The 25,724-nt window shown below is 65.8% G+C and carries 25 protein-coding genes; 18 read left to right on the top strand and 7 right to left on the bottom strand.

Annotated features, from left to right (window positions below):
* Nucleotides 1-247, bottom strand: a 247-nt coding sequence (locus M2319_RS02895) for a helix-turn-helix domain-containing protein (protein ID WP_264599918.1), incomplete at its 3' end; no start/stop codon positions are given.
* A 425-nt stretch (nt 248-672) separates the two neighbouring features.
* On the opposite strand from M2319_RS02895, the gene M2319_RS02890 reads away from it, so the two are divergent.
* Together M2319_RS02890 and M2319_RS02885 are read left to right on the top strand one after the other, a co-directional pair.
* Nucleotides 673-942 (top strand): helix-turn-helix domain-containing protein, encoded by a 270-nt coding sequence (locus tag M2319_RS02890; RefSeq protein ID WP_264599917.1) that lies wholly within the window; start codon nt 673-675, stop codon nt 940-942.
* Nucleotides 939-2,636 carry a SulP family inorganic anion transporter gene (locus M2319_RS02885; RefSeq protein WP_264599916.1) on the top strand — a complete coding sequence of 566 codons (1,698 nt, stop codon included), beginning with the start codon at nt 939-941 and terminating at the stop codon, nt 2,634-2,636. The genes M2319_RS02890 and M2319_RS02885 overlap by 4 nt, the downstream gene beginning before the upstream one ends.
* Before the next feature lie 9 nt (nt 2,637-2,645).
* Here M2319_RS02885 and M2319_RS02880 read toward each other — a convergent pair whose 3' ends face one another.
* A complete protein-coding gene (locus tag M2319_RS02880; RefSeq protein WP_264599915.1) occupies nt 2,646-3,455 on the bottom strand; it encodes a tRNA1(Val) (adenine(37)-N6)-methyltransferase in 810 nt (269 codons plus the stop codon).
* Nucleotides 3,456-3,486: 31 nt separating this feature from the next.
* Entirely contained in the window at nt 3,487-3,723 is a 237-nt protein-coding gene (locus M2319_RS02875; RefSeq protein ID WP_264599914.1) for a putative signal transducing protein, read from the bottom strand.
* 178 nt (nt 3,724-3,901) lie between these two features.
* Between M2319_RS02875 and M2319_RS02870 the strand changes: the two genes are divergently transcribed.
* Nucleotides 3,902-4,918, top strand: coding sequence for a polyprenyl synthetase family protein (locus M2319_RS02870; protein WP_264599913.1), 1,017 nt, complete (start codon nt 3,902-3,904; stop codon nt 4,916-4,918).
* Nucleotides 4,919-4,978: 60 nt separating this feature from the next.
* Nucleotides 4,979-5,602, top strand: coding sequence for a LysE family translocator (locus tag M2319_RS02865; protein WP_264599912.1), 624 nt, complete (start codon nt 4,979-4,981; stop codon nt 5,600-5,602).
* On the opposite strand, the gene amrS is transcribed toward M2319_RS02865, so the two are convergent.
* Complete coding sequence (gene amrS / locus M2319_RS02860) at nt 5,603-6,760, bottom strand: AmmeMemoRadiSam system radical SAM enzyme (RefSeq protein ID WP_264599911.1); 1,158 nt, start codon at nt 6,758-6,760, stop codon at nt 5,603-5,605.
* Between the two features lie 178 nt (nt 6,761-6,938).
* Between amrS and amrB the strand changes: the two genes are divergently transcribed.
* Nucleotides 6,939-8,333 (top strand): AmmeMemoRadiSam system protein B, encoded by a 1,395-nt coding sequence (gene amrB / locus M2319_RS02855; protein WP_264599910.1) that lies wholly within the window; start codon nt 6,939-6,941, stop codon nt 8,331-8,333.
* Between the two features lie 331 nt (nt 8,334-8,664).
* Here amrB and M2319_RS02850 read toward each other — a convergent pair whose 3' ends face one another.
* On the bottom strand, nt 8,665-9,582 hold the full coding sequence (locus tag M2319_RS02850) for a LysR family transcriptional regulator (protein WP_264599909.1): 918 nt from the start codon (nt 9,580-9,582) through the stop codon (nt 8,665-8,667).
* A gap of 252 nt (nt 9,583-9,834) precedes the next feature.
* Between M2319_RS02850 and M2319_RS02845 the strand changes: the two genes are divergently transcribed.
* The 10 genes from M2319_RS02845 (at nt 9,835) to rpe (ending at nt 21,579) form a co-directional block, all read left to right on the top strand.
* Nucleotides 9,835-10,884 (top strand): class 1 fructose-bisphosphatase, encoded by a 1,050-nt coding sequence (locus M2319_RS02845; RefSeq protein ID WP_264599908.1) that lies wholly within the window; start codon nt 9,835-9,837, stop codon nt 10,882-10,884.
* 23 nt (nt 10,885-10,907) lie between these two features.
* On the top strand, nt 10,908-11,783 hold the full coding sequence (locus tag M2319_RS02840) for a phosphoribulokinase (RefSeq protein WP_264599907.1): 876 nt from the start codon (nt 10,908-10,910) through the stop codon (nt 11,781-11,783).
* Between the two features lie 15 nt (nt 11,784-11,798).
* Entirely contained in the window at nt 11,799-13,835 is a 2,037-nt protein-coding gene (gene tkt, locus M2319_RS02835) for a transketolase (protein ID WP_406682066.1), read from the top strand.
* Between the two features lie 50 nt (nt 13,836-13,885).
* Nucleotides 13,886-14,968 (top strand): class II fructose-bisphosphate aldolase, encoded by a 1,083-nt coding sequence (gene fba / locus M2319_RS02830; RefSeq protein WP_264599906.1) that lies wholly within the window; start codon nt 13,886-13,888, stop codon nt 14,966-14,968.
* 73 nt (nt 14,969-15,041) lie between these two features.
* Nucleotides 15,042-16,475, top strand: a complete 1,434-nt coding sequence (locus tag M2319_RS02825; protein ID WP_264599905.1) for a form I ribulose bisphosphate carboxylase large subunit — start codon at nt 15,042-15,044, stop codon at nt 16,473-16,475.
* 272 nt (nt 16,476-16,747) lie between these two features.
* On the top strand, nt 16,748-17,104 hold the full coding sequence (locus M2319_RS02820; protein WP_264599904.1) for a ribulose bisphosphate carboxylase small subunit: 357 nt from the start codon (nt 16,748-16,750) through the stop codon (nt 17,102-17,104).
* Nucleotides 17,105-17,297: 193 nt separating this feature from the next.
* Nucleotides 17,298-18,110, top strand: a complete 813-nt coding sequence (locus M2319_RS02815; RefSeq protein WP_264599903.1) for a CbbQ/NirQ/NorQ/GpvN family protein — start codon at nt 17,298-17,300, stop codon at nt 18,108-18,110.
* 29 nt (nt 18,111-18,139) lie between these two features.
* Nucleotides 18,140-20,470, top strand: a complete 2,331-nt coding sequence (locus tag M2319_RS02810; RefSeq protein ID WP_264599902.1) for a nitric oxide reductase activation protein NorD — start codon at nt 18,140-18,142, stop codon at nt 20,468-20,470.
* Between the two features lie 18 nt (nt 20,471-20,488).
* Nucleotides 20,489-20,797, top strand: a complete 309-nt coding sequence (locus M2319_RS02805) for a hypothetical protein (RefSeq protein ID WP_264599901.1) — start codon at nt 20,489-20,491, stop codon at nt 20,795-20,797.
* Nucleotides 20,798-20,880: 83 nt separating this feature from the next.
* Complete coding sequence (gene rpe, locus M2319_RS02800) at nt 20,881-21,579, top strand: ribulose-phosphate 3-epimerase (protein ID WP_264599900.1); 699 nt, start codon at nt 20,881-20,883, stop codon at nt 21,577-21,579.
* 104 nt (nt 21,580-21,683) lie between these two features.
* Here rpe and M2319_RS02795 read toward each other — a convergent pair whose 3' ends face one another.
* Nucleotides 21,684-22,559 carry a DUF7946 domain-containing protein gene (locus tag M2319_RS02795; protein WP_264599899.1) on the bottom strand — a complete coding sequence of 292 codons (876 nt, stop codon included), beginning with the start codon at nt 22,557-22,559 and terminating at the stop codon, nt 21,684-21,686.
* Nucleotides 22,560-22,730: 171 nt separating this feature from the next.
* Nucleotides 22,731-23,171, bottom strand: coding sequence for a paraquat-inducible protein A (locus M2319_RS02790; protein WP_264599898.1), 441 nt, complete (start codon nt 23,169-23,171; stop codon nt 22,731-22,733).
* 180 nt (nt 23,172-23,351) lie between these two features.
* Here M2319_RS02790 and M2319_RS02785 point away from each other — a divergent pair, with 180 nt between their 5' ends.
* From M2319_RS02785 to M2319_RS02775, 3 genes are read left to right on the top strand one after another with little or no spacing between them, the layout of a single operon-like run.
* Nucleotides 23,352-24,293, top strand: a complete 942-nt coding sequence (locus tag M2319_RS02785; RefSeq protein WP_264599897.1) for an aminotransferase class IV — start codon at nt 23,352-23,354, stop codon at nt 24,291-24,293.
* The gene (locus tag M2319_RS02780; protein WP_264599896.1) at nt 24,268-24,924 is read left to right on the top strand and encodes an ABC transporter ATP-binding protein; all 657 of its coding nucleotides are present in this window, start codon (nt 24,268-24,270) and stop codon (nt 24,922-24,924) included. The genes M2319_RS02785 and M2319_RS02780 overlap by 26 nt, the downstream gene beginning before the upstream one ends.
* The gene (locus M2319_RS02775; RefSeq protein WP_264599895.1) at nt 24,921-25,724 is read left to right on the top strand and encodes an ABC transporter permease; all 804 of its coding nucleotides are present in this window, start codon (nt 24,921-24,923) and stop codon (nt 25,722-25,724) included. Before M2319_RS02780 ends, M2319_RS02775 begins: the two co-directional genes overlap by 4 nt.

The raw sequence follows: 25,724 nt of genomic DNA, 5'->3' as shown, positions 1-25,724 counted from the left end.
CCGCCAGGACGCGTTGCTCCTGTGCCGCCGATGTCCGGCCGGGGCTGACATGCGGGCGCCGCGAACGATCCCGCATCGCCGCGCGAAGATCCTGTCCCTCATCGCCAGCGCGCCGCAGCCATTTGTAGCCGGTCTGCCGGCTGATCCCGATGCGGCGGCACAACTCGCTCACATTCGCCCCGGGCAACCGCGCCAAAAGCACAAATTCCAGTCGTTGATCCATGATCGACATCTCCCGCCATGGCATGTCGGCCTCCTCCGCCTATCCATGCCAAAACTGTCAACCATCTCCCCGAACGCTGTAAGCCATCTCCCCGGGACATACACCCCGAGCCGGGGCCTAATGCCCGCCGCGACACGGTATGCCGTCGGTTCGTAGAACGATGCCTTGGCGGACTCCGGATCAGGACCCGCACCGGGCTACCGTGTCGCGGCGGGCATTGGGCCCCGGGTCTCCGCTTCGCTCCGCCCGGGGTGACGGGAGAGGGTGAGGCGACGGGAACTCGAGCATCGTGAGCAAGCTTGCGGTTGGGCGCCCCGGACAACAGGCACCGACGATGATGCAGTGTCGACCGCCACCTATCACTCAAAATTGACTAATATTCATGTTTGAAACATCAATTCTTATTTGATATATGGGCATTATAAAATTTTTCCCGTGAGCACCTGAAAATGATAACCGCCGCACAGATGCGCGCCGCGCGCGCCCTTCTCGGCATCGACCAGAAGACGCTCGCCGCCCGCGCCGGCGTCTCCCTTCCCACCATCCAGCGCATGGAAGCCTCGAACGGCCATGTCCGGGGCGTCGTCGACACTCTGGTCAAGGTGGTGGAGGCGCTGGAGGCTTCCGGCATCGAATTGATCGGCGACGGCGCGGAAAGCCCGTCCGGCGGCCGCGGCGTGCGCCTGAAGGAACCCGCACCGCGGGAGGGACAGTCGTGAGCAACGCAGACATCACCCGCGCGACCCCTGCCGGCCCGAGCTTCCAGGAGCTGTTCACCCCGAAACTCATCACGGCCCTGAAGGAAGGCTATGGCCTTGCCCGCCTGAAGGCCGACGCCGTCGCCGGGCTGACCGTCGCCATCGTCGCCCTGCCGCTGTCGATGGCGATCGCCATCGCCTCCGGCGCCAGCCCGGCGCAGGGGCTCTATACGGCGATCGTCGGCGGCTTCTTCGTCTCGCTCCTCGGCGGCAGCCGGTTCCAGATCGGCGGTCCGGCCGGCGCCTTCATCGTGCTCGTCGCAACCACCGTCCAGACCCACGGCATGGACGGCTTGCTGATCGCCACCATCCTCTCCGGCCTGATGCTCGTCGCCATCGGCTTCCTGCGCCTCGGCACCTACATCAAGTTCGTGCCCTATCCGGTCACAGTCGGCTTCACCGCCGGCATCGCCGTCATCATCTTTTCCAGCCAGATCAAGGACCTCCTCGGCCTGACGCTTGCCCGTCCGGAACCCGGCCCGCTGCTCGACAAGCTGCCGGTGCTCTGGGAGAGCCTGCCGTCCCTCGATCCGGCAACCGTCTTCCTTGCCCTTGCCACCATCGTCGGCATCTCGGTCCTGAAGCACATCAGGCCGCACTGGCCGGGCCTCCTGCTCGCCGTTGCCGGTGCGGCGGCCGTCACCGCCCTCCTCGACCTCGACGTCGCCACCATCGGCAGCCGCTTCGGCGGCATCCCGAGCCATCCGCCGATCCCCTCGCTGCCCGCGGTGACGATGGACAAGGTCATCGCCGTCCTGCCGAGCGCCTTCGCCTTCACGCTGCTCGGCTCCATCGAATCCTTACTCTCGGCCGTCGTTGCCGACGGCATGACCGGCCGGCGCCACCGCTCCAACTGCGAACTGGTGGCGCAGGGCGTCGCCAATGTCGCATCCGGCATCTTCGGCGGCGTCTGCGTCACCGGCACCATCGCCCGAACGGCCACCAATGTGCGCGCCGGCGCGGCAACGCCGATCGCCGGCATGCTGCATTCCGGCTTCCTCCTGACCTTCATCCTCGTCGCCGCGCCGCTCGCCAGCTACATTCCGCTCGCCAGCCTTGCCGGCGTGCTGGCCATCGTCGCCTGGAACATGATCGAGAAGCAGGCGATCCGCACGCTGATGACCGCGTCCCGCGGCGACGCCGCGGTGCTGTTGACGACGTTCCTGTTGACCATCTTCCGCGACCTGACGGAGGCCATCGTCGTCGGCTTTGCCCTCGGCTCGGTGCTCTTCATCCACCGCATGTCGAAGACAACGGCCATCGAGACCGATACGCCCTTCGTCGCCGAGGACGAGGCCGACCCGGTCGGCGGCCGCGGCGGCGCGGCCCCCTCGGACCCGGAGGTCGTCGTGTTCCGGATATCCGGCGCCTTCTTCTTCGGTGCGGCGGCCTCGATCGGCTCGGTGCTCGACCGCATCGCCGACACCCACCGGGTGCTGATCGTCGACTTTGCCGCCGTGCCGTTCCTCGACTCAACGGCGGCGGAGACCATCCGCGGCATGGCCGAAAAGGCCGAGCGGCGCCATGTGCGGGTGATCATCACCGGGACCGACCACGGGCTCAGGCGCGTGCTCTTTGCCCATGGCGTCAAGCCGCCGCTTGTCGCCTATGAGCGCGCCATTGCGGACGCGTTGGAGAACACGAAGACCGCCTGACCGGACGCCTCAGCCGCGCGCCATGTCGAGGCCGGCGCCGTCGCGCAGCACCGCCTTCGCCCAGGCGCAGAAATCGCCGTCCGCCTCGTGCAGGACCCTGCCCTGCAGCAGGCGGAACGGCGCCCGGCTGCCCTTCCTGGCTGTGACGAGCACCCTGAGCGCCGGCGTGTCGGCATAGGGGTGAAGCGGCAGGACGGCGATGCCGCCGAAGCGCCCCGACAACGCGCCGAGAAGCGCCGCCAGCCGCTCCGCCGGCCAGACGACCGAGAGCCCGCCGCCGGGCACAAGCAGCGTCACCGCGGTCCGCATCCAGCGATCGAGGTCCTCATCGGACAGCACATGGGCGGCGGCCCGCGCCGCATTCGGCGAGGCGCGCACCCGGCCCTCCTCGCGGAACGGCGGGTTCATGATGACGGTATCGGCCATCGCGCGGGTGAGCCCCGCCGCCACCCGCACCTTTTCCGGCCCGACGATGTCCGTCTCCACCACGCTGACCCGGCCGGCAAATGCCATATTGTCGGCGAGCGCCAGCGCCCGCCGCGCCAGATCCGAGGCAACGGGATCATTATCGACCAGCACCACCCGTGCCGCCGGCGCCCGCGCGGCGACGCAGAAGCCGGCGACCCCGCTGCCGGCGCCGAGATCGACCACTGTCCCGTCCGTGTCGGCTGAGAGCGTCGCCGCGAGCATCACCGCATCGAGCCCGGAGCGGTGCCGGCCGCGCCCCGGCTGCAGCGCGGTGACCGCCCCGCCGAGGAACGCGTCGCGCGTCGCCCCTTCCGGCAGGACCGGATCCGATGCCTCCGAAGCCGCGCTCATCGCCACCGCCTCGCCGTCTTGCCGCAAATCGTCACAAGCCCTTCTGTTCCGGCGTCAGCTCGTGGCCGATGCCGGCATCGACGCAAAGCGCCCTTGCCTGCGTCAGCGCATCGCGTTCCACGAGCAGGCGCCGCGGGATGATGCCGAGCGAGCCTTCCACGATGCTCATGTGCTGGTCGACCACCAGATGCCCGATTCCCGCCTCTTCCAGCAGCGACGTGGCAAAGGAGAGGGTCACCGGATCGTTGGTCTTCAGGAGCTCTTCCATCGTCGCCTTTCGCTCGTTCCGTGCAGTCCCCGGCCGGCGCCATCATAGGCGACAAAGCAACATTTGCCGAACAATCAGAACGCGTGCGGCGAAAACGCGACCGAAAGGTGTTGACTTGCCGACCGCCTCTCCCCTTCCTATCCTCCCTTGCGAACAGGGACCGATGGAGTTTCAAGGCGTGGGCATCGTTTTATCTTTTGACGACAAAAAACCGGCCGAACCGGATCTTTCGGCGCTGCTCGCGCTTACCACCGAGGATATGGGCCGGGTCAACGAGCTGATCCTGTCCAAGGCCGCCTCCCATGTGGAGATGATCCCGGAGATCGCCAACCACCTGATCGCCTCCGGCGGCAAGCGCCTGCGCCCGATGCTGACGCTCGCCTCGGCCCAGATGTTCGGCTACGAGGGCGTCGGCCACGTCAAGCTGGCGACCAGCGTCGAATTCATGCACACGGCGACGCTGCTGCACGACGACGTCGTCGACGAGAGCGACATGCGCCGCGGCAAGAAGGCGGCGCGCATGCTCTGGGGCAACCAGGCGAGCGTGCTGGTCGGTGACTTCCTGCTCGGCCAGGCGTTCCGGATGATGGTCGACGTCGGCTCGCTCGAGGCGCTGCGCATCCTCTCCGATGCCGCCTCCATCATCGCCGAGGGCGAGGTGCTGCAGCTTTCCGCCGCCAAGAACATGGAGACCACCGAGGACGAGTACCTCGCCGTCATCAAGGCAAAGACCGCGGCGCTGTTTTCCGCCGCCGCCGAGGTCGGCCCGGTGATTTCCGGCGCCGACCGCGCCGAGCAGGCGGCGCTGCGCTCCTACGGCATCAATCTCGGCCTTGCCTTCCAGCTCATCGACGACGCGCTCGACTATGGCGGCAGCGCCAGCGCGCTCGGCAAGAATGTCGGCGACGACTTCCGCGAGGGCAAGATCACCCTGCCGGTGGTGCTGTCCTATCGCCGCGGCTCCGATGCCGACCGCGCCTTCTGGACCCGCTGCATGGAGCGCGGCGAGAACGAGGACGCGGAACTGCAGGAGGCGATCGCGCTGCTGCGCAAGCACAACGCCATCGAGGACACCGTGGAGCGCGCACGGCACTACGGCGCCGTCGCCCGCGACGCGCTGGCCCCCCTCGCCGACAACGAGCACAAGTCGGCCCTGCTCGACGTCATCTCGTTCTGCATCGCCCGCGCCTACTGACCGGACGATCGCCGGTCCTGGGCGCCGGGTCCGATCCCGACGACGGAGGACCCGCATCCCATGGTCACTGCCGAGCAACTGGCGTTCTTCGTGCCCGCCGCGCTGCTGGTCGCCGCCTCGCCCGGCGCCAACAACCTGCTTTCCCTCACCCACGGCATAAGGGCCGGCTTTGCGGTGACGGCCATGAGCCTTGCCGGCCGGCTCGCCGCCTTTCTGTTGATGATTATTGCGGTCGCTATCGGTCTCGGCGCCGTGTTGGCCGCCTCGGAGACCGCCTTCACGGTCATCAAATGGGCGGGCGTTGCCTATCTCGTCTATCTGGGCATCAGGACGTTCCGCTCGCGTGAGCTCCACATCGAGGCCGATGCCGGACAAGCAACGGCGCTCGGCCTTGCCCGGCGCGAGTTCCTTGTCGCCATCATGAACCCGAAGGCGGCGCTCCTCTTCACCGCCTTCATCCCGCAATTCGTCGATCCCGCGAACGGGTCCTTTGCCGCGCAGTTCCTGATTCTGGGACTGGTCTATCTGGCAACGGAATTCACGGCCGCCTGCGGCTACGCGGCGGTCGGCGCCACGGTCCGGCGCTTCGACATCACGCCGCGGCGCGCGCGAGCCATCAACCGCACCACCGGCTCCATGCTGCTCGGCGCGGCAACGGCGCTGGCATTTGCCAAAAGGGCCTGACTACTCCGCGTAGGCCGAAAGATCGACGTGCCGCCGTCGCGCGCCCCAATGGCCGACCGGACCGTCGAAGATGCCCGAAAGCTTCGTGCCGCAGGAAAGGCAATGGCCGGCATCGTCGAGATGCCAGCGGCCGATGGTGTAGCCGGTCCGCCCGATGACCTCCTCGCCGCAACCGTGGCAGTACGTCGACTGCCGTGCGCCGTCCAGCACATTGCCGAGATAGACGTGGCGGATGCCGTTCCGCTTGGCGATGCCATGGGCGCGGATCAGCCGGTCGTGCCGGGTCGGCGGCCGGTCGCGCATCCGGTAGTCGGGCCGGAAGGCGGAAAAATGCAGCGGCGTGTCGGGCCCAAGGTGTTCCACGAACCAGGTCGTCATCTCCTCGATCTCCCGGTCCGTGTCGTTGAGGCCGGGGATCAGCAGAGTGGTGACCTCGACCCAGACATCGGTCTCTGTCTTCAGGTAGACGAGCGTGTCGAGCACCGGCCCGAGCGCCGCCTTCGTCACGCTCTTGTAGAACTCCTCGGTGAACCCCTTGAGATCGACATTGGCCGCATCGATGCCGGCAAAGAAGGCCGGCCGCGACCAGTCGGTGAGATAGCCGGCAGTGACCGCCACGGTCCGGATGCCGCGCTCGTGGCAGGCGTCCGCAATGTCGGCGGCATATTCATGGAAGATGGTCGGGTCGTTGTAGGTGAAGGCGACCGACCGGCAGCCGAGATCGGCGGCGGCACGCGCCACCATCTCCGGCGAGGCCTTGTCCTGCAGGATGTCCATCTCGCGGCTGCGCGAAATGTCGTGGTTCTGGCAGAAATTGCAGGCAAGGCTGCAGCCGGCGGTGCCGAGCGACAGGATCGCCGAGCCCGGCAGGAAATGGTTGAGCGGCTTTTTCTCCACCGGATCGACGCAGAAGCCCGACGAGCGCCCGTAGGTCGTCAAGACGATCTGGTCGTCGAGCCGCGCCCGAACGAAGCAGAGCCCCCGAGCACCCTCCTTCAGCTTGCAGTAGCGCGGGCACATCTCGCATTGCACTCGCCCGTCGTCGAGCATCCGCCAGAACTCGGTCGGCACGATCGAATCGGGATCGCCGAGCGCCGCCCGCGCGCTGTCCGAAAGGCGCTTTGCGCCGGGTGTGTCGTCAAGCCGTATCGTTGCCATGGCTGCTACCGTTGAGGGGTCGTCTGCGGACATATGTTCCTATCCCATATAGGTATTGCCGGCATCCGCTTCCCGGCGCCTGCGCGCTTTCGCCCCGTGAAATATTATGGCTCCCCTGACGGACCGTTTGCACTTATATTGCAATCTGGGGATGCCGCATTGTGCATCCGCAAACGTCATGACCGACGGTTCGACCATGCGAAACGTTCATCCGCCCCAGGTTGCCGGCATGTTCTATCCCGGCGACGCCAAAACGCTTGACGCCATGCTCGACGATTGTTTTGCCGATGCCCGCACCGCCGATATCGGCACGCCCAAGGTGCTCGTGGTGCCCCATGCCGGCTATGTCTATTCCGGCGCCGTCGCCGCCTCCGCCTATCGCCTTTTGGAGCGCCGCGCCGACGCCATCCGCCGCGTCGTCCTCGTCGGCCCGGCCCACCGCTATCCGGTCCACGGCATCGCCACGACGAGCGCGGAGCGCTGGCACACCCCGCTCGGCGACGTCCCTGTCGACCTGGAAGCGGTCTCCGCGCTCGCCCGCATGCCGGAGCTGTCGATCAACGACAGCGCCTTTCGCGGCGAGCACAGCCTGGAGGTCCAGCTTCCCTTCCTGCAGGAAACCCTCGGCGACTTTTCCCTGGTGCCGCTGCTTGCCGGCGACATCCGGCCGGAGCGCCTCGCCGACGCCCTCTCCTATGTCTGGGGCGGCGCCGAGACGCTGATCGTCGTCTCCTCCGACCTCAGCCACTTCCACGACTACGACACGGCGAAACGGCTCGACGGCGCCACGGTGGCAAAGATCGAGACCCTTGCCGGCATCGACCTTGACGGCGGCGAGGCCTGCGGCTGCCGCGGCATCTCCGCCGCCCTCATCGAGGCCCGCCGGCGGGATCTGCGCGTCACTGCGCTTGACGTGCGCAATTCCGGCGACACCGCCGGCGACCGCAACCGCGTCGTCGGCTATGCGGCCTTTGCCATGGAGGACGCGGCGACCGCCGAACTGTCGAAGGCCGACCGCGATACGCTGATCCGGGCTGCCGGCAACGCCCTTGCCGAGGCCGTCGAGACACGGCAAATGCCCGAAGCCCGCCTGCCCGCGGACCTGTCGCCGCCGCTGCGCGCACCGCGGGCGACCTTCGTCACCCTGCATCTGGACGGCGCCTTGCGCGGCTGCATCGGCAACATCGTGCCGAGCCGCCCGCTCTATGCGGACGTTATCGAAAGCGCCTACAAGGCGGGCTTCGCCGACCGCCGCTTCGCGCCGCTGACGGCATCGGAACTGCCGCGGCTCACCATCGACATCTCGATCCTCTCCTGGCCGCGGCCGATCAGCTTCGCCGACGAGGCGGACCTCCTCACCAAACTGCGCCCGGGCGTCGACGGCCTCATCCTCGAAGCCGGCCCCCACCGCGGCCTGTTCCTGCCGGCGGTCTGGCAATCGCTGCCCGAACCGCGGGCGTTCCTCGCCCACCTGAAGGACAAGGCCGGCATCGGCGACGCCCCACTCCCCCACGACAGCGTCGTGCGCCGCTTCGTCACCGAAAGCTTCGGCGGGCCGTTCATGGCGTCGTGAGGGGTCGACGGTCCGGCGTCTTTGAAAAACGCACGCTCCCGCCCGCCAAAAACAACTGCCGTCACCCCGGACTTGATCCGGGGCCCATTGCCCATCTCAACGCGGTATGCCGTCGGTTGGTGGGAAAGGATATCGGCTCCGGGACAGGTCGTGTCGACACCGATACGGGCTACTGTGCGGAAAGGGGCAATGGGCCCCGGGTCTCCGCTTCGCTTCGCCCGGGGTGACGGGGAGAGTTTGGGGCAAAGGGCGCAACAATCGCCGCCGTCATTGCAAGTGAGCAACGCGAGCGCGGCACTCCAGATACCGCCCAATCACAGCCATGGGGGGCTCAATCCACCCGCCATTTCGGCAGAAACCGCTGCCCCTCCGAGGCCAGAAACGCCCGTAGCGCCTCGGCCGCGGGCAACAGCCTCTTGTCGGCACGCTTGACGACGAACCACTGGCGCATCAGGGGCAGGCCGTTGACCTTCAGCTCGACAAGCCGCCCGTCGGCGAGTTCGGCCGCGACCGTGTGGGCGGAGATGAAGGAGATGCCGAGCCCGGCCATCACCGCCTGCTTGATGGTCTCGTTGGAGCCGATCTCGATGCCGATCTTCGGGCTGACGTCGGCCTCGGCGAGCCGCCGCTCCATCAGCGTGCGGGTGCCGGAGCCGGGCTCGCGGACGAGGAAGGTCTCCCGGGCGAGTTCGGAGATGGCGATCGAGCGGCGCCCGACCAGCGGATGGTCCGGGGCAGCGATGATGATGTGTGGATGATCGCCGATCACCCAGCGTTCCACCTCGATGTCCTCCGGCGGCCGACCCATCACGGCGATGTCCACCGCGTCATTTCGTAGCACCGTGAAGAGGTCGTCGCGGTTGGAGACGAGGAGCTTCAATTCGATCGTCGGGTGCACCTTGCCGAAGGCGCCGAGCGCATGCGGGGCGAAATATTTCGCCGTGCTGACCACCGCCAGCGAGGCCTTGCCGCCGGTCAAGCCCTTCAGGGATCGAAGCACGTCGTCGCAATCGGAGAGCGCCGATTCGATCCGCGCGCCGGCCGCAAGAACCTGCCGTCCCGCCTCGGTCGGCTGGAACCGGTCGCCGACCCGTTCGATCAGCGGCAGCCCGGCCGCCTCCTCCAGTTGGCGCACCTGGGTGGTCACCGCCGGCGGTGTCAGGTTCAGCTCTTTTGCCGCACCCGAGACGGTGCCGATCCGGGCAAGAGCCTCAAGTCCGCGGAACTGCTTGAAAGTCGTGTTGCGCATGGCGTCACTTTAAAATTTTTTTTGGCAAAGGCAATTTTTTTTAAATTTACTTTTCGAGCCGCTTTGGTGATCGTCCGTCCATCGGCGGAAACGACGGGTCCATTGGATACGGGGGGCCCGGAACGGACAACAACAACGCCGACTGCGGGAAGATGTCGCTGGACCATGACCGTAGGAAACGTTGCCCGCCCGGCCTAGGTGTACGTCACTCAGCACTACACCGCCTGCGAGCGGGAAACGGGAGGAACGAAAATGACCACCTTCGTCGGTCTTGAGGAACACCTTGAGACCTGGGCGGGCGCGGACGAGACGTGCCGGGGGATCGCCCAGACCATTGTTTCGATCGCCGGCAACGGCATCGCCGTCGCCGAACTCATCGCCGCCGGGCCGCTCGCCGGCACCCTCGGGGCATCGCTCGGCGAGAACGCCGACGGCGACACCCAGAAGGAACTCGACGTCCGCGCCCACGAGATGATCGTGGACGGCCTGAAGAAGACGCCGGTCGCCTATATGGGTTCCGAAGAGGCCGAGGAACCGGTCGCCATCAACCCGGACACCGGCACGCTGGTCGTCGCCATCGATCCGCTCGACGGCTCGTCGAATATCGACACCAACGTCTCCGTCGGCACCATCTTTTCGATCCTGCCGGTGCAGCCGGGCTCCGACCGCGGCCCGCTCAGCGACCTCCTGCAGCCGGGCACGGCACAGCTTGCCGCCGGCATCATCGTCTACGGCCCGCAGACGACGCTGGTGCTGACCGTCGGCGAAGGCACCGAGATCTACACCCTCGACCGCGCCAACCGCCGCTTTCTCTTGGTCCGCGAGAAGGTCGAGATCCCGCTCAACAAGCCGGAATACGCCATCAACGCGTCGAACTACCGGTTCTGGGACGAGCCCGTGCGCGCTTATATCGACGACTGCATCGCCGGCGAGGAAGGCCCGCGCGCGACCAATTTCAACATGCGCTGGATCGCCTCGCTGGTTGCCGAGGTCTACCGCATCCTCGCCCGCGGCGGCATCTTCCTCTATCCGCGCGACTCCCGGAAGGGCTACCAGCGCGGCCGCCTGCGGCTGGTCTACGAGGCCAACCCGGTCGCCTTCATCATCGAGCAGGCGGGCGGCGGCGCCACCGACGGCACCGGCCGCATCATGGAGATCCAGCCGAGCGAATTGCACGAGCGCGTGCCGCTGATCTTCGGCGCCAAGCCGAAGACCGACCGCGTCATCCGCTACCACACCGAACCGCACAGTTTCGTCGATCGCGCGCCGCTCTTCGGCAAGCGCGGCCTGTTCCGCATGTAGCCTGCCGGGGGGAGCCTACAAGAATGTCCACCAAACACCCGATCATTTCCATCACCGGATCCTCCGGCGCCGGCACCACGTCGGTGAAGGCCACGTTCCAGCAGATCTTCTATCGCGAGAAGATCCATGCCGCCTTCATCGAGGGCGACGCCTTCCACGCCTATGACCGCGCCGAGATGAAGCGCGTCATGGCCGAGGAAGAGGCCAAGGGAAACAACACCTTCAGCCATTTCGGCCCGGAGGCGAACATCCTCGACAAGCTGGAGGCGGTGTTCAAGGAATACGCCGAGACCGGCTCCGGCAACACGCGCCACTACGTCCACGACGACAAGGAGGCGGAGAAGTTCGGCCACGCGCCGGGCACCTTCACCGACTGGCGGCCGTTCGAGGAGAACACCGACCTCCTCTTCTATGAGGGCCTGCACGGCGCGGTCGTCACCGATGCAGTCAACATCGCCCAGCACGCGGACCTCAAGATCGGCGTCGTGCCGGTGATCAATCTGGAGTGGATCCAGAAGATCCACCGCGACCGCGCCACCCGCGGCTACACCACCGAGGCTGTCACTGACACGATCCTCAGGCGCATGCATGACTACGTGCATTACATCTGCCCGCAGTTCACCCAGACCGACATCAATTTCCAGCGGGTGCCGACGGTCGATACCTCGAACCCCTTCATTGCCCGGTGGATCCCGACGGCCGACGAGTCGATCGTCGTCATCCGCTTCCGCGACCCGCGCGGCATCGACTTCCCCTATCTCCTGTCGATGATCCACGGCAGCTGGATGTCGCGCGCCAACTCCATCGTCATTCCGGGCAACAAGCTCGACATTGCCATGCAGGTGATCCTGACGCCGCTGATCCTGCAACTGGTCGATCGCCGCCGGCGGGCGATGTAACGGGAGGCCTTTTCCATGATCCTCAAGCAATCCGACACCATCGCCAGGGCCCCGGTCGACGCCGCCGCGGCGACCGCGGTGGAGATCACCGAACGCGACATGGCCAACGCCCTGCGCGCCCTTTCCATGGACGCCGTCCAGGCCGCCAATTCCGGCCATCCCGGCATGCCGATGGGCATGGCGGATGTCGCCACCGTGCTGTTCAACCGGTTCCTGAAGTTCGATCCGGCCGAGCCGCACTGGCCCGACCGCGACCGCTTCGTGCTGTCGGCCGGCCACGGCTCCATGCTGCTCTATTCGCTCCTGCACCTGACCGGCTACGCCGACTTCACGATGGAGGAGCTGAAGAACTTCCGCCAGTTCGGCTCCCGCACCGCCGGCCATCCGGAATTCGGCCACGGCGCCGGCATCGAGACCACCACCGGCCCGCTCGGCCAGGGCATCGCCACCGCCGTCGGCATGGCCATCGCCGAGCGCATGATGGCGGCCCGCTATGGCGACGACATTGTCGACCACAAGACCTATGTCATCGCCGGCGACGGCTGCCTGATGGAGGGCATCAGCCACGAGGCGATCGACCTCGCCGGCCATTTGAAGCTCAATAAGCTGATCGTGCTGTGGGACGACAACACCATCACCATCGATGGCTCGACGGGGCTCTCCACCTCCACCGACCAGCTCGAGCGCTTCAAGGCCCACGGCTGGGACGTTGCCCGCGTCGACGGCCACGATCCGGAGGCGGTCGCCGCCGCCATCGAGGCGGCAAATGCGAGCGACAAGCCGTCCCTGATCGCCTGCAAGACCATCATCGGCTTCGGCGCCCCGAACAAGCAGGGCACCGCCGCCACCCATGGCGCACCCCTCGGCGACGAGGAGATCGCGGCTGCCCGCAAGACCCTCGGCTGGACAGCCGCACCGTTCGAGATCCCGGGCGACATCGCCGATGCCTGGCTCCATGCCGGCGGCCGCGGCGGCGCCGAGCGCACTGCCTGGTCCGCGCGCCTCAACGCCAAGCCGGAGGACGTGCGCACCACCTTTGAAGCGGCAATCGCCGGCAAGGTGCCGGAGGCCGCCGACAAGGCGCTCGCCGACCTCATCGAGAGCTTTGCCGAGGAAAAGCCGAAGCTCGCCACCCGCCAGTCGTCCCAGAAGACGATCGAGGCGGTGCTGCCGGCAATGCCCGCCCTGATCGGCGGCTCGGCCGACCTCACTGGCTCCAACGGCACCCGCGCCAAGGGCCAGCCGGAGATCACCGCCGACGACTTTGCCGGCTCCTACATCCATTTCGGCGTCCGCGAGCACGGCATGGCGGCTGCCATGAACGGCATCGCGCTGCATGGCGGGTTCGTGCCCTATGGCGGCACCTTCCTGATCTTCACCGACTACTGCCGGCCGTCGATCCGCCTCTCCGCCCTGATGGGCGTGCGCGTCATCTACGTCATGACCCACGACTCCATCGGCCTCGGCGAGGACGGCCCTACCCACCAGCCGGTGGAGCACCTGGCGGCGCTTCGGGCGATCCCGAACCTCAACGTCATCCGCCCCGCCGACGCGGTGGAGGCTGCCGAAGCCTGGCAAGCGGCACTGCATGCCGAGGGAACGCCGACGGTGCTGTGCCTCTCGCGCCAGGGCCTTGCGACCCTGCGCTCCGACCCGACGACGGAGAACCTGACCGCCCGCGGCGGCTATGTCCTGAAGGACGGCGAGAAGCGCGACGTCACCCTGATCGGCACCGGTTCGGAAGTCGCCATTGCGCTTGCGGCCGCCGAACTGCTCGCCGCAGAAGGCATCCACGCCGCCGTCGTCTCCATGCCCTCGTTCGAACTGTTCGAGGCCCAGGACGCCGCCTACCAGGACGAGGTCCTCGGCGATGTCCCGTGTGTCGCCGTGGAAGCTGCCGTCCGCGACGGCTGGGACCGCTTCATCGGCCGCAAGGGCGCCTTCGTCGGCATGAAGAGCTTCGGTGCCTCGGCGCCGGCCAACGAGCTCTACGAGCATTTCGGCATCACCGCCGAGGCCGTTGCCGCAGAAGCCCGCCGCCTCGTCGGCTGAATCGAGACCCGGCGGACATCCGCCCTAGAGACCGTCAGGAGATCAAAGACATGGCCCGAATTACCCTTCGCCAGCTTCTCGATCACGCCGCCGAAAACGGCTACGGCATGCCGGCGTTCAACGTCAACAACATGGAGCAGGTCATCGCCATCATGGAGGCGGCCCGCGAGGTCGACGCTCCGGTGATCCTGCAGGCCAGCCGCGGCGCCCGCAACTACGCCAACGACATCATGCTCGCCAAGATGATCGAGGCGGCCGAGCTGATCTTTCCGGAGATCCCGATCTGCGTCCACCAGGACCACGGCAACAACGAGGCGACCTGCCTGACCGCCATCCAGCACGGCTTCACCTCCGTGATGATGGACGGCTCGCTGGAAGGCGACGGCAAGACCCCGGCCAGCTACGAGTACAATGTCGACATCACCAAGCGCGTCACCGACATGGCGCACTGGGTCGGCGCCTCGACCGAGGGTGAGCTCGGCGTCCTCGGCTCGCTGGAGACCGGCGAGGGCGAGAAGGAGGACGGCCACGGCTTTGAGGGCAAGCTCGACCACAGCCAGCTCCTCACCGATCCCGACCAGGCCGTCGACTTCGTGAAAAAGACCAAGGTCGACGCGCTGGCCATCGCCATGGGCACCTCGCACGGCGCCTACAAGTTCACGCGTGCGCCGGACGGCGACATCCTCGCCATGCACGTGATCAAGGAGATCAACGAGAAGCTGCCGAACACGCACCTCGTCATGCACGGCTCCTCCGCGGTGCCGCAGGAGCTGCAGGACATCATCAACGAGTTCGGCGGGGACATGCCGCAGACCTGGGGCGTGCCGGTGCACGAATGCCAGCTCGGCATCAAGCACGGCGTGCGCAAGATCAACATCGACACCGACTGCCGCCTCGCCATGAGCGGCCAGGTCCGCCGCGTGCTGACCCAGTCGCCGGCCGAGTTCGACCCCCGCAAGTACCTGAAGCCCGCCCTGGACGCCATGCGCGCGCTCTGCAAGCAGCGCTACCAGGAATTCGGCGCCGACGGCCAGGCATCGAAGATCAAGGTCATCCCGATCAAGGAGATGGCCGCCCGTTACGCTTCCGGCGCGCTCGACCCGCAGGTCGGCGTCGCGCAGGCAGCCGAGTAACGCCGCCAAGGCGGCCGAGTAACAACGACGTCGGACACGACCGTTCGACGCCATCCGCGAAGAGGAGAAGGCTATGGCTGGTGAAGCCAAGAGTGGCGGCTACGTCGCCGGCGTGAAAGAGTATCGGGAAACCTACTGGATGCCCGACTACACCCCGAAGGACACGGACCTGCTGGCCTGTTTCAAGGTCACCCCGCAGGCCGGCGTCCCGCGCGAAGAGGCGGCTGCGGCCGTGGCGGCCGAATCCTCGACCGGCACCTGGACCACCGTCTGGACCGACCTCCTGACCGACCTGGAGTACTACAAGGGCCGCGCCTACGCGATCGAGGACGTGCCCGGCGACGACGAGGCCTTCTACGCCTTCATCGCCTATCCCATCGACCTGTTCGAAGAGGGATCGGTGGTGAACGTGTTCACCTCGCTGGTCGGCAACGTCTTCGGCTTCAAGGCGGTGCGCGCCCTGCGCCTGGAAGATGTGCGCTTCCCGATCGCCTATGTGATGACCTGCAACGGCCCCCCGCACGGCATCCAGGTCGAGCGCGACATCATGAACAAGTACGGCCGCGCCCTCCTCGGCTGCACCATCAAGCCGAAGCTCGGCCTCTCGGCCAAGAACTACGGCCGCGCCGTCTATGAGTGCCTGCGCGGCGGCCTCGACTTCACCAAGGACGACGAGAACGTCAACTCCCAGCCCTTCATGCGCTGGAAGCAGCGCTTCGACTTCGTCATGGAGGCGATCGAGAAGGCCGAGGCCGAGACCGGCGAGCGCAAGGGCCACTACCTGAACGTCACCGCGCCGACCCCGGACGAGATGTTCAAGCGGGCCGAATACGCCAAGGAACTCGGCGCGCCGATCATCATGCACGACTACCTGACCGGCGGCTTCTGCGCCAATACCGGTCTGGCCCAGTGGTGCCGCGACAACGGCCTGCTGTTGCACATCCACCGCGCCATGCACGCCGTCATCGACCGCAACCCGCGCCACGGCATCCACTTCCGCGTTCTCGCCAAGGCGCTGCGCCTGTCCGGCGGCGACCACCTGCACACCGGCACCGTGGTCGGCAAGCTGGAAGGCGACCGGGCCTCGACCCTCGGCTGGATCGACCTGTTGCGCGACAAGTACGTCAAGGAAGACCGCTCGCGCGGCATCTTCTTCGACCAGGACTGGGGCGCCATGCCCGGCGCCTTCGCCGTCGCCTCCGGCGGCATCCATGTCTGGCACATGCCGGCGCTGGTCTCGATCTTCGGCGACGACGCTGTCCTGCAGTTCGGCGGTGGCACCCTCGGCCACCCCTGGGGCAATGCGGCCGGTGCCGCGGCCAACCGCGTCGCGCTGGAAGCCTGCGTGGAAGCCCGCAACCAGGGCCGCGTGCTGGAGAAGGAAGGCAAGGAAATCCTGACCGCCGCCGCCGAATCCAGCCCCGAGCTGAAGATGGCGATGGAGACCTGGAAAGAGATCAAGTTCGAGTTCGACACCGTCGACAAGCTCGACGTCGCCCACCGCTAGGAACCGCAGCCCGGGAATGAAGCGTTCGATGGCCGCCCCGACTTCCATATCCGCGTCATTGCCGGGCTTGACCCGGCAATCCATCAGGCCTGTCGGAACACTCCGCCGGCGCCGCATGGACCACCGGGTCAAGCCCGGTGGTGACGCGGAGTGGGCGGGACCGCCGGAGATGACGCGGCGAACGCCAACCCGGACAGCCAGGGTTTCCAACGCACTGACATCAAACGGGCCAGTCGCTTCCCGCGCTGCCCGAATGTATGAGGAATGAAGCAATGACCGAGATGCAGGACTACAAGTCGAGCCTTGCCGACGTTACCAGCCGCAAGTTCGAGACCTTTTCCTACCTGCCGGAGATGGATGACGAGCGCATCCGCAAGCAGGTCGCCTATATCGTCTCCAAGGGCTGGAACCCGGCCATCGAGCATGTCGAGCCGGAGAACGCCTTCGACCACTACTGGTACATGTGGAAGCTGCCGATGTTCGGCGAGACCGACGTCGACCGCATCCTCGCCGAGGTCGATGCCTGCCACAAGGCGCACCCGGACAACCACATCCGCCTCATCGGCTACGACAACTACCAGCAGACCAAGGGCGCCGAGATGGTCGTCCGCCGCGGCACCCCGGTCTGATCCGGCACGCTTCGCGGATGCACTTTCGTCATTGCGAGCGAAGCGAAGCAATCCAGGGCCGCAAGCGCCGAACTGGATTGCTTCGTCGGCTCCTCGGGCTCGCGTCACGCGCCGCTCGCCGTCCTTCGGACCCTCGCAATGACGGCCACGACTGAACAAACACCCAAGACCCAACCGACCAGCGACCAGACCCATGACCGAGATGTCCATCGACCAGTTCCGCCTGAAAGCCGAGCCCTACTACCGGCCCGTCGGCAACGAGGTCGACCTGTTCGAGGCCGCCTATGCCCGGCGCATGCCGGTGATGCTGAAGGGCCCGACCGGCTGCGGCAAGTCCCGCTTCGTGGAGTATATGGCGTTCAAGCTCGGCCGGCCGCTGATCACGGTCGCCTGCAACGAGGACATGACGGCGTCCGACCTCGTCGGCCGCTTCCTCCTCGACAAGGACGGGACCAGGTGGCAGGACGGCCCGCTGACGACCGCCGCCCGCATCGGCGCCATCTGCTACCTCGACGAGGTCGTCGAGGCGCGCCAGGACACCACAGTGGTGATCCACCCGCTGACCGACCACCGCCGCTGCCTGCCCCTCGACAAGAAGCAAGAGCTGCTTCAGGCGCACGAGGACTTCCAGCTCGTCATCTCCTACAACCCCGGCTACCAGAGCCTGATGAAGGACCTGAAGCCCTCGACCAAGCAGCGCTTCGGCGCGCTCGCCTTCGACTATCCGGAGGCCGAGCTTGAGACCGAGATCGTCGCCGCGGAGACCGGCGTCGACAGGGAGATCGCCGGAAAGCTGGTGCAGATCGCCCACCGCGCCCGCAACCTCAAGGGCCACGGCCTCGACGAGGGCATCTCCACCCGCCTCCTCGTCTATGCCGGCCAGATCATCGCCGAGGGCGTCGATCCGGTGCTCGCCTGCGAGATGACGCTGGTCACCCCGCTGACGGACGATCCCGACATGCAGGAGACCCTGGAGGCCGCCGTCGCCACCTACTTCTTCGCGTGAGGTAAGGCGATGCCGGCACGGGCAAAACCATGACCGTCGACCTTGAGGAGTACCGCGAGACCCTGTCGAAAAGGGCGCCGGAAATCGCCGACATCCTGACGGCGGTGTTCCCGGATGCGGCGCGCCACATGTCGCCGGCGGGCTTGAAGACCTGGCTCGACGGCGCCCGCGCCCTCGCCGACCTCGGCCGCGGCATCAATGTCGTGGAAGCGTTCCTGCGCGAAATGCCGACGGTCGCCAAGGAATGCGGCGACGACGTCATCGAGGACTGCGTCGTCGCGGCGATGAAGCTCTCCTCCATGACCTCCGGCGAGGTCATCACGCTTTTGATCGAGAGCCTCCCCGTCGCCGCCCGCCGGCTCGGCGACCCGGAGCTCCTGCGCGGCTACCTCGCCCTCATCCACCAGATCTCGGCCAAGGCCCCGCGCGGCCTTCGACCCATGCTCGGCATCATCGACGAGCTCCTCGACAAGCTGACGCTCTCCGGCCTCCGGCGCTGGGCCAATTTCGGCGCCGAGGCGCACCGCCGCGACCTCAATTCGCTGACCGCTTATTTCAGCCTCTCCGCCCCGGACAGCCAGGCGGTGCTGCGCAAGGAGCGCCGCGGAACGCTCTTCATCAACGTCCAGAGGAAGCTCAACTATTATCTGCGCGCCCTCTGGGGCCGCGACTTCTTCCTCCGCCCCACCGCCGCCGACCATGCCGGGTTCCGGCCCTATATCGAGGACTTCATCCTCCACCTGCCGGACGCCGTCGACCCGGTGGGAAAAACCTCCGGCCTCGACCTCTTCCGCGCAATGGCCGCGCACCTCGCCTCCCACGTCCACTACACGCGCGAACGCATCTCCGCCGAGCAACTGACGCCGGCCCAAATGTTCTTCATCGGCCTCATCGAGGACGCGCGCGTCGAATACCTCGCGATCCGCGACTTCCCCGGACTGAAGCCGCTGTGGCGCGGGCTGCTGTCGCTGGAGCGCGACGACAAGGTGGAACATCCCACGGTCGTCGCCCTGGAACGCCTCGCCCTGATGCTGATCGACGAGACCGTGACGACGGGCGATGCAGATCTCGCTGCGCTCGCAGCCAAATTCCACGCCGAGATCGAAGAGCGCTGCGACGACGCCCAGTTTTCATGGCATCTCGGCCTCGACGTTTTCAACCTGTTTGCCGGCCGGCGCGACGTTCCAAGCCTTCGCATCCTGGAATCGATCCGCATCCCCTACCGCGACGACAACCGCTATGTCTGGGCCTTCGACGAGACCGCCTGGGAGAACGACGTGGAGCGCATCGCCGGCAGCCGGGCCCAGAAGCGCCGGGTCGTCGGCCTGATGGAGATGGTCAACGAGGTCAACAACGAATTCGCCAGCGACGACGCGGAAGAAATCTGGCGCCTCACCACCCCGTTCTGGCTCGACCAGGAGGAGATGACCATCAACGAGTTGGAAGGCACCGAGCCGATCTCCGAGCCCTACCACTACCATGAGTGGGACTATCAGGTTCAGCTCTTCCGGCCCGACTGGGCGACGGTCTACGAGCGCCGCCAGCCGAAGGGCGAGGTCGGGGACATCGACCGCATCCTCGTCGAGCACCGCCCCGTCACCCAGCGCATCCGCCAGATCATCGACCTGTTGCAGCCCCAGGGCGTCCAGCGGATCCGCAACATGGAGGACGGCGACGAGATCGACATCAACGCCGCGGTCGATGCCATGATCGCCATCCGCATGGGCGACCAGCCGGACCCGCGCATCACCATGCGCAACGTGCTGAAGACGCGCGACCTGGCCGTCCTCGTCCTCCTGGACCTCTCCGAATCCACCAACGACGTTGTCGACGAGGTGGATGGCAAGACCGTGCTCGACCTCACCCGCGAGGCGACGGCGCTGGTCGCCACCGCCATTGCCGGCATCGGCGATGCCTTCGCCGTCCACGGTTTTGCCTCCGACAGCCGCCACGACGTGCAGTATTTCCGCTTCAAGGATTTCACCGAGCGCTTCGACGACGACGCCAAGGCGCGGCTCGCCGGCATGCGCGGCGGGCTTTCCACCCGCATGGGCGCCGCCATGCGCCATGCCGCCCACCATTTGACGCGCCGCCCGGAACGCCACAAACTGCTCCTGCTGGTCACCGACGGCGAACCGGCCGACATCGACGAGCGCGATCCGCAGCACCTGCGCCACGATACGCGCAAGGCCGTGGAGGAGCTCTACACCAGGGGCGTCCTCTCCTACTGCCTGACGCTCGACGCCGAGGCCGATGACTACGTGCAGCGCATTTTCGGCATCAACAACTACACGATCATCGACAATGTCGAGCGGTTGCCGGAAAAGCTGCCGACGCTGTTCGCCAGTTTGACCAGATGAGAAACGCGGAGACCGCCGGTGAGTGACCAAAAACGCTATGTCGGCATCGACAAGGACATCAATGGCGGCATGACCGACACCGCCAAGATCATCCGCGATGCCTGGGTCTTCGGCATCATCCCGGAGACCGAGACCTGCGCCGGCTGGAACGCGGCCGGCATCGAGACGTTGTGGGAAAAGGTCAACGCCGAATGGGGCCGCTACGGCTTTCGCGTCGCCGCCCTGCCGCCGGAGTTGCGCGAGCGCTTCGAGCGCATCCAGTCCGGCGCCGTCGCCACCGCGAGAGCCGGCGGCTGGGACCCGGACCGCGAGATCGCCGAGGATTGATGCGATGATCGCCGCCCCCTCGCCCTGCTTTTTGAACAACCGCAAACCGCGATAGACACGTCGCCGACAGAGGAAACACCGCCATGACCCAAGGATCGAGCCGCCCGATCGTGATCGCCCCGTCCATCCTGTCCGCCGACTTCGCAAAGCTCGGCGAGGAAGTCTGCGCCATCGACCGCGCCGGCTGCGACTGGGTCCATGTCGACGTCATGGACGGTCACTACGTCCCGAACATCACCATCGGCCCGGCCGTGGTGAAGGCGCTCCGGCCCCACACCGACAAGGTCATGGACGTCCACCTGATGATCGCCCCGGCCGACCCCTATCTGGAGGCCTTCGCCGACGCCGGCTCCGACATCATCACGGTGCATGCAGAGGCCGGCCCCCATCTCGACCGCTCGCTGCAGGTGATCAAGAACCTCGGCAAGAAGGCGGGCGTGTCGCTCAATCCCTCGACCCCGGAAAGCGCCATCGAATACGTCCTCGACCGCCTCGACCTGATCCTCGTCATGAGCGTCAATCCGGGCTTCGGCGGCCAGGCCTTCATCCCGGCGGTGCTGGAAAAAATCCGCCGCATCAAGCAAATGATCGGCGACCGCCCGATCGACATCGAAGTCGACGGCGGCGTCTCGCCGGACACCGTGGGGCAAATCACCGAAGCCGGCGCCAACGCCCTCGTCGCCGGCTCCGCGGTCTTCAAGGGCGGCACGGAAGAGGCCTACAAGGCCAACATCGACGCCATCCGCACCAACGGCCTCGCGGCTCTGGGGAAGGCGGCTTGAGGCATTTGGAAACCCATTGTTCTGCCGCGGCTAAATCTAAGTCGCGGCAAACACTCGCGAAGCCCAAAACAAAAAACTACGGATACTCGCATCCGCGTTGAATATTATTCATTTAGAATGGCCAGCACGAAAACAGATTTCAAGCGGTCCGTTACACTCCGATGCTTGTAGACTCTAAAAGAGACAATCGCATCGTCGCGTTTTCTGTCGATTGCATTAAGTCTTAGACTTTCCACTATTCGACCCACAGACCGAGCATTTCTAGCCTCGTGAGAAAGCTCAAATGGAACAGGTCTTTTTTCATCGATAATATAGATTCTTCCCTTATAAGTATTTATGTTATAACTTGAGACTTTCCCAGAAATTATCTCGCGGCTCTCGTCAACAATTGTCTCATTAATATACTCATAAGTGCGACTCGTCAGAGCGTGACCCAGACTGAAAGAATCATCATCCGTCTCGTAGTAAATATTAGCTCTCTCCGCCGAGGTTGATTTCACTATTGGTCGGTGCATATCACGGACTGCTTTTTCGCATTTCTCAATAACGGAGTCAAAATTCGACTGATCAAGCAACGGGATTTTATTTTTCCGATCAGCAGAAAGTTCTTCATATTGCTTACCTAATGTCTTTTCATAATCAACATGAAAACCAAGCGTTTCTGAAATAATGTAGTCATAGGCAGAACATACCAAATTTCCTAGGGGAGTTTCTCTCGGCGCGGTTCCCAGCTTATACAGAACAACCGCCGATAGAGAAATTATTGTGGCTATCTCCCAGCTTCCTTCTCTCGGAGGAACAACAAAAATCTGCGCATCCTTTAAAGAGGGCGCTTGAGTTATTACTTCTCCATTTAAGACTAAATGTGTAGTAAGGGCTAGCGTTCTTTGAAAACCTAACATTGCTTGAGCTGCATCATAAAATTCTAACTTGTTCTCAGATGCATCATAACCATCAAAGCTCAACGTAAACCCGATCATCACAATTCAGCCTGTTATTTGGGCACCACCGACTGAGATTTCCGCAGCACATTGGATGCGCATTGAACATTCTTTTAAACCGATCCCAGCCCTCTAAACTTACACGTGAAAGGCCAGAATAGAAAACCTATCAAGAGGGCCTTACACAACATGACACTTAAAGGCGCCCCCTCACCGCCTCCGCCCATGCAGGATCATCGCCGCGACGGCCGAGGAAATTGTCGCGGCGGAGTAGAACCAGATGCCCGGCAGGGTGACGGCGGCGGCGAGCCCGCTCGTTTTCGCCGCGACGATGGCGAGCGCCACCACCATCACGTCCATCATCGACCATTTGGAAACGGCCGACAGCGCGCCGAGCCGCTTGGCCGACGAGCCGCCGACGGCGACGAGGAACAGCAACAAAAGCTTCAGCGCCGGGAAGGCGATCGAGAACGCGCCGATGACGAAGGCAAGGAACGTGTCGCCTTCCCGGTAGAGCGTCTCGACGATCTCGATCAGCGTCGGCGTGTCCTCGAAGAAATAGAGCGTTTCGAACCGCACCAGCGGCAGGGTCAGCCCGAGGCCGAAGGAAAACCCGGCGACATAGAGAAGAACGGCAAGGAGAAGGCGCATGGAAGATGGCGTCCGGTCGTCTCCGGCCCGGCCGGATGATCCGGGCACCACTCCCACCTAAATGTGCGGTTCGCGCGCAGAACGCAACTGCGCCGGGCGCCGCGCTTTCCGGCCTTGCCAGAATGCGGCCCCCATGGGACACAGGCGAAGCATTCCAAAAGCCGCAAAGGTCGCCAAGAAATGTCCACCGGCACCCACGAATACGCCGCCGATCCACGCAATGCCGATATCCTCATTTCGCTGAACGGCCGGCTGGTGCCGCGGGCCGAAGCGGTCGTCTCCGTGTTCGACTCCGGCTTTATCCTCGGCGACGGCGTCTGGGAGGGCCTGAGGGTCGTCGACGGCGGCATCGCCTTCCTCGATGAGCATCTCGACCGGCTGTTCGAGGGCGCCAAGGCCCTCGACATGGACATCGGCCTTTCCCGCGCGGAGCTGACGACCCGGCTCTACGCGTGCCTCGACGCCAACGGCATGACCGACCACGTCCACATCCGCCTGATGGTCACGCGCGGCGAAAAGGCGACGCCCTACCAGGACCCCCGCATCACCATCGGCCCGCCGACCATCGTCATCATCCCGGAATACAAGGAGCCGAAGCCGGAGGTGACCAAGAACGGCGTCCGGCTCTTCACCGTCCATGTGCGGCGCACCGCGCCCGACATGCAGGACCAGAAGATCAATTCGCACTCCAAGCTCAACTGCATCCAGGCCTGCATCCAGGCGACCAAGGCCGGCGCCGATGAGGGCCTGATGCTCGACCCGGACGGCTGCGTCGCCACCTGCAACTCCACCCACTTCTTTATCGTCAGGAAGGGCGAGCTCTGGACCTCCGACGGCACCTACTGCCTCGGCGGCATCACCCGCGGTAACGTCTTGTCCGTCGCCCGAAACGCCGGCATCCCGACCTTCGAAAAACGCTTCTCCCTGGTCGACGTCTACGGCGCCGACGAGGCTTTTGTGACCGGCACCTTCGCCGGCCTCGTCCCGGTCGTGGAGGTCGACGGCAGGACGATCGGCGACGGCGAAAAGGCCGACGACGGCGACGCCGCCGGCCCGGTGACCCGGCGCCTCAGAACCCTTTACAAGGACTACGCCCGTGCCAGCGCCAAGCGGCCAAGCTGACGCGCCATCGGAGGCACAGCGCCCGCCGCGCCTGTCGGTGCGCGGGCTGAAGACCCACACCGCGACCGTGGAGCGGCTGGATGTGGCCGCCGGCGAGATCGTCGCCCTCACCGGCCCCTCCGGCTCCGGCAAGAGCCTGATCCTGCGCGCCATCGCCGACCTCGACCCGGCCCCCGGCACGGTCCTCCTTGATGGCACCGACCGCAACGCGATGCCGGCGCCGGACTGGCGCCGCAAGGTCGGCTATCTGGCGGCCGAGACCGGCTGGTGGGCGGAACGGGTCGGCGTCCACTTTGCCGCCCGCGCCGCCGCCGCGCCGCTCGTTGAAAGGCTCGGCTTTCCCGATGACGTCTGGGACTGGGAGATCGCCCGCCTCTCCACCGGCGAAAAGCAGCGCCTCGGCCTTGCCAGGATGCTCGCCGGCGGCCCGGAGGTCCTGCTCCTCGATGAGCCCACCAGCGCCCTCGATCCGGAGGCGACGACAAGCGTGGAAGCCCTGATCGAGGAGCGACTTTCGGCCGGCGTCGCGATCATCCTCGTCACCCACGACGCCGACCAGGCTTCCCGCCTCGCCCGGCGCCACGTCACCATCCGCGATGCCCGCGTGACGGATGCGGGAGGCACGCCATGAGCGACTACGTCCAGCTCACCTATGGCCATGTGGCGATGGCGGCCATCTTCCTCTGCCTCAACGGCGCGATCTCCATCGCGCTCGGCCTCGGCCTAGCGAAAAAGCTCGCCGTCTCGGCCGTGCGCATGGCGATCCAGCTCGTCCTCGTCGGGCTCGTCCTCAAAACCCTGTTCGACATTTCCTCGCCCTGGCTGACGCTGGCCGTCGCCCTCCTGATGGGTGCGATCGCCGGCCGCGAGGTGCTGTCGCGCCAGGAAACGCCCGTCGCCGGCCCCTGGGGCTACGGCATCGGCACCGGCGCCATGGTGCTTTCCGGCGGCATCGTCCTCATCTTCGCCCTCACCCTGCAGATCGACGCCGACCCGTGGTATTCGCCGCGCTACGCCCTGCCGCTGTTCGGCATGATCCTCGGCAACGCCATGACCGGCGTCGCCCTCGGCCTTGAGACGCTGACCCGCGCCGCCCGCCGCGAGCGCCCGGCGATCGAGGCCCGCCTGGCGCTTGGCGCGACCCGCTGGGAGGCGCTGCGCCCCTTCACCCGCCAGGCGCTCGCCACCGGCTTCATGCCGTCGATCAACGCCATGGCAGCCACCGGCGTCGTCTCCCTGCCGGGCATGATGACCGGCCAGATCCTTGCCGGCATTGCGCCGACCGAGGCGGTGAAATACCAGTTGATGATCATGTTCCTGATCGCCGGCTCGACCGGCATGGGCGTGCTCCTGTCGGTGCTGATCTCCACCTGGCGCCTCACCGACACACGGCACCGCCTGCGCCTCGACCGGCTTGTCAGTTCTAATTGA

Origin of the sequence: Rhodobium gokarnense (assembly GCF_025961475.1) — a bacterium.
GTDB classification, from domain to species: domain Bacteria; phylum Pseudomonadota; class Alphaproteobacteria; order Rhizobiales; family Rhodobiaceae; genus Rhodobium; species Rhodobium gokarnense.
Note: the sequence above shows the minus strand (reverse complement) of the source record. Positions and strands in the feature narration are given on the sequence as shown.

Bases quoted from the DNA above. Each gene is read 5' to 3' on its own strand.
- M2319_RS02880 (WP_264599915.1), bottom strand. From the start codon at position 3,455: ATGAGCGCGGCTTCGGAGGCATCGGATCCGGTCCTGCCGGAAGGGGCG.
- M2319_RS02845 (WP_264599908.1), top strand. From the start codon at position 9,835: ATGACCACCTTCGTCGGTCTTGAGGAACACCTTGAGACCTGGGCGGGC.
- amrB (WP_264599910.1), top strand. From the start codon at position 6,939: ATGACCGACGGTTCGACCATGCGAAACGTTCATCCGCCCCAGGTTGCC.
- M2319_RS02850 (WP_264599909.1), bottom strand. From the start codon at position 9,582: ATGCGCAACACGACTTTCAAGCAGTTCCGCGGACTTGAGGCTCTTGCC.
- M2319_RS02815 (WP_264599903.1), top strand. From the start codon at position 17,298: ATGACCGAGATGTCCATCGACCAGTTCCGCCTGAAAGCCGAGCCCTAC.
- M2319_RS02840 (WP_264599907.1), top strand. From the start codon at position 10,908: ATGTCCACCAAACACCCGATCATTTCCATCACCGGATCCTCCGGCGCC.
- M2319_RS02820 (WP_264599904.1), top strand. From the start codon at position 16,748: ATGACCGAGATGCAGGACTACAAGTCGAGCCTTGCCGACGTTACCAGC.
- M2319_RS02785 (WP_264599897.1), top strand. From the start codon at position 23,352: ATGTCCACCGGCACCCACGAATACGCCGCCGATCCACGCAATGCCGAT.
- M2319_RS02775 (WP_264599895.1), top strand. From the start codon at position 24,921: ATGAGCGACTACGTCCAGCTCACCTATGGCCATGTGGCGATGGCGGCC.
- tkt (WP_406682066.1), top strand. From the start codon at position 11,799: ATGATCCTCAAGCAATCCGACACCATCGCCAGGGCCCCGGTCGACGCC.
- amrS (WP_264599911.1), bottom strand. From the start codon at position 6,760: ATGGCAACGATACGGCTTGACGACACACCCGGCGCAAAGCGCCTTTCG.
- rpe (WP_264599900.1), top strand. From the start codon at position 20,881: ATGACCCAAGGATCGAGCCGCCCGATCGTGATCGCCCCGTCCATCCTG.
- M2319_RS02890 (WP_264599917.1), top strand. From the start codon at position 673: ATGATAACCGCCGCACAGATGCGCGCCGCGCGCGCCCTTCTCGGCATC.
- M2319_RS02865 (WP_264599912.1), top strand. From the start codon at position 4,979: ATGGTCACTGCCGAGCAACTGGCGTTCTTCGTGCCCGCCGCGCTGCTG.
- fba (WP_264599906.1), top strand. From the start codon at position 13,886: ATGGCCCGAATTACCCTTCGCCAGCTTCTCGATCACGCCGCCGAAAAC.
- M2319_RS02875 (WP_264599914.1), bottom strand. From the start codon at position 3,723: ATGGAAGAGCTCCTGAAGACCAACGATCCGGTGACCCTCTCCTTTGCC.
- M2319_RS02790 (WP_264599898.1), bottom strand. From the start codon at position 23,171: ATGCGCCTTCTCCTTGCCGTTCTTCTCTATGTCGCCGGGTTTTCCTTC.
- M2319_RS02825 (WP_264599905.1), top strand. From the start codon at position 15,042: ATGGCTGGTGAAGCCAAGAGTGGCGGCTACGTCGCCGGCGTGAAAGAG.
- M2319_RS02810 (WP_264599902.1), top strand. From the start codon at position 18,140: ATGACCGTCGACCTTGAGGAGTACCGCGAGACCCTGTCGAAAAGGGCG.
- M2319_RS02795 (WP_264599899.1), bottom strand. From the start codon at position 22,559: ATGATCGGGTTTACGTTGAGCTTTGATGGTTATGATGCATCTGAGAAC.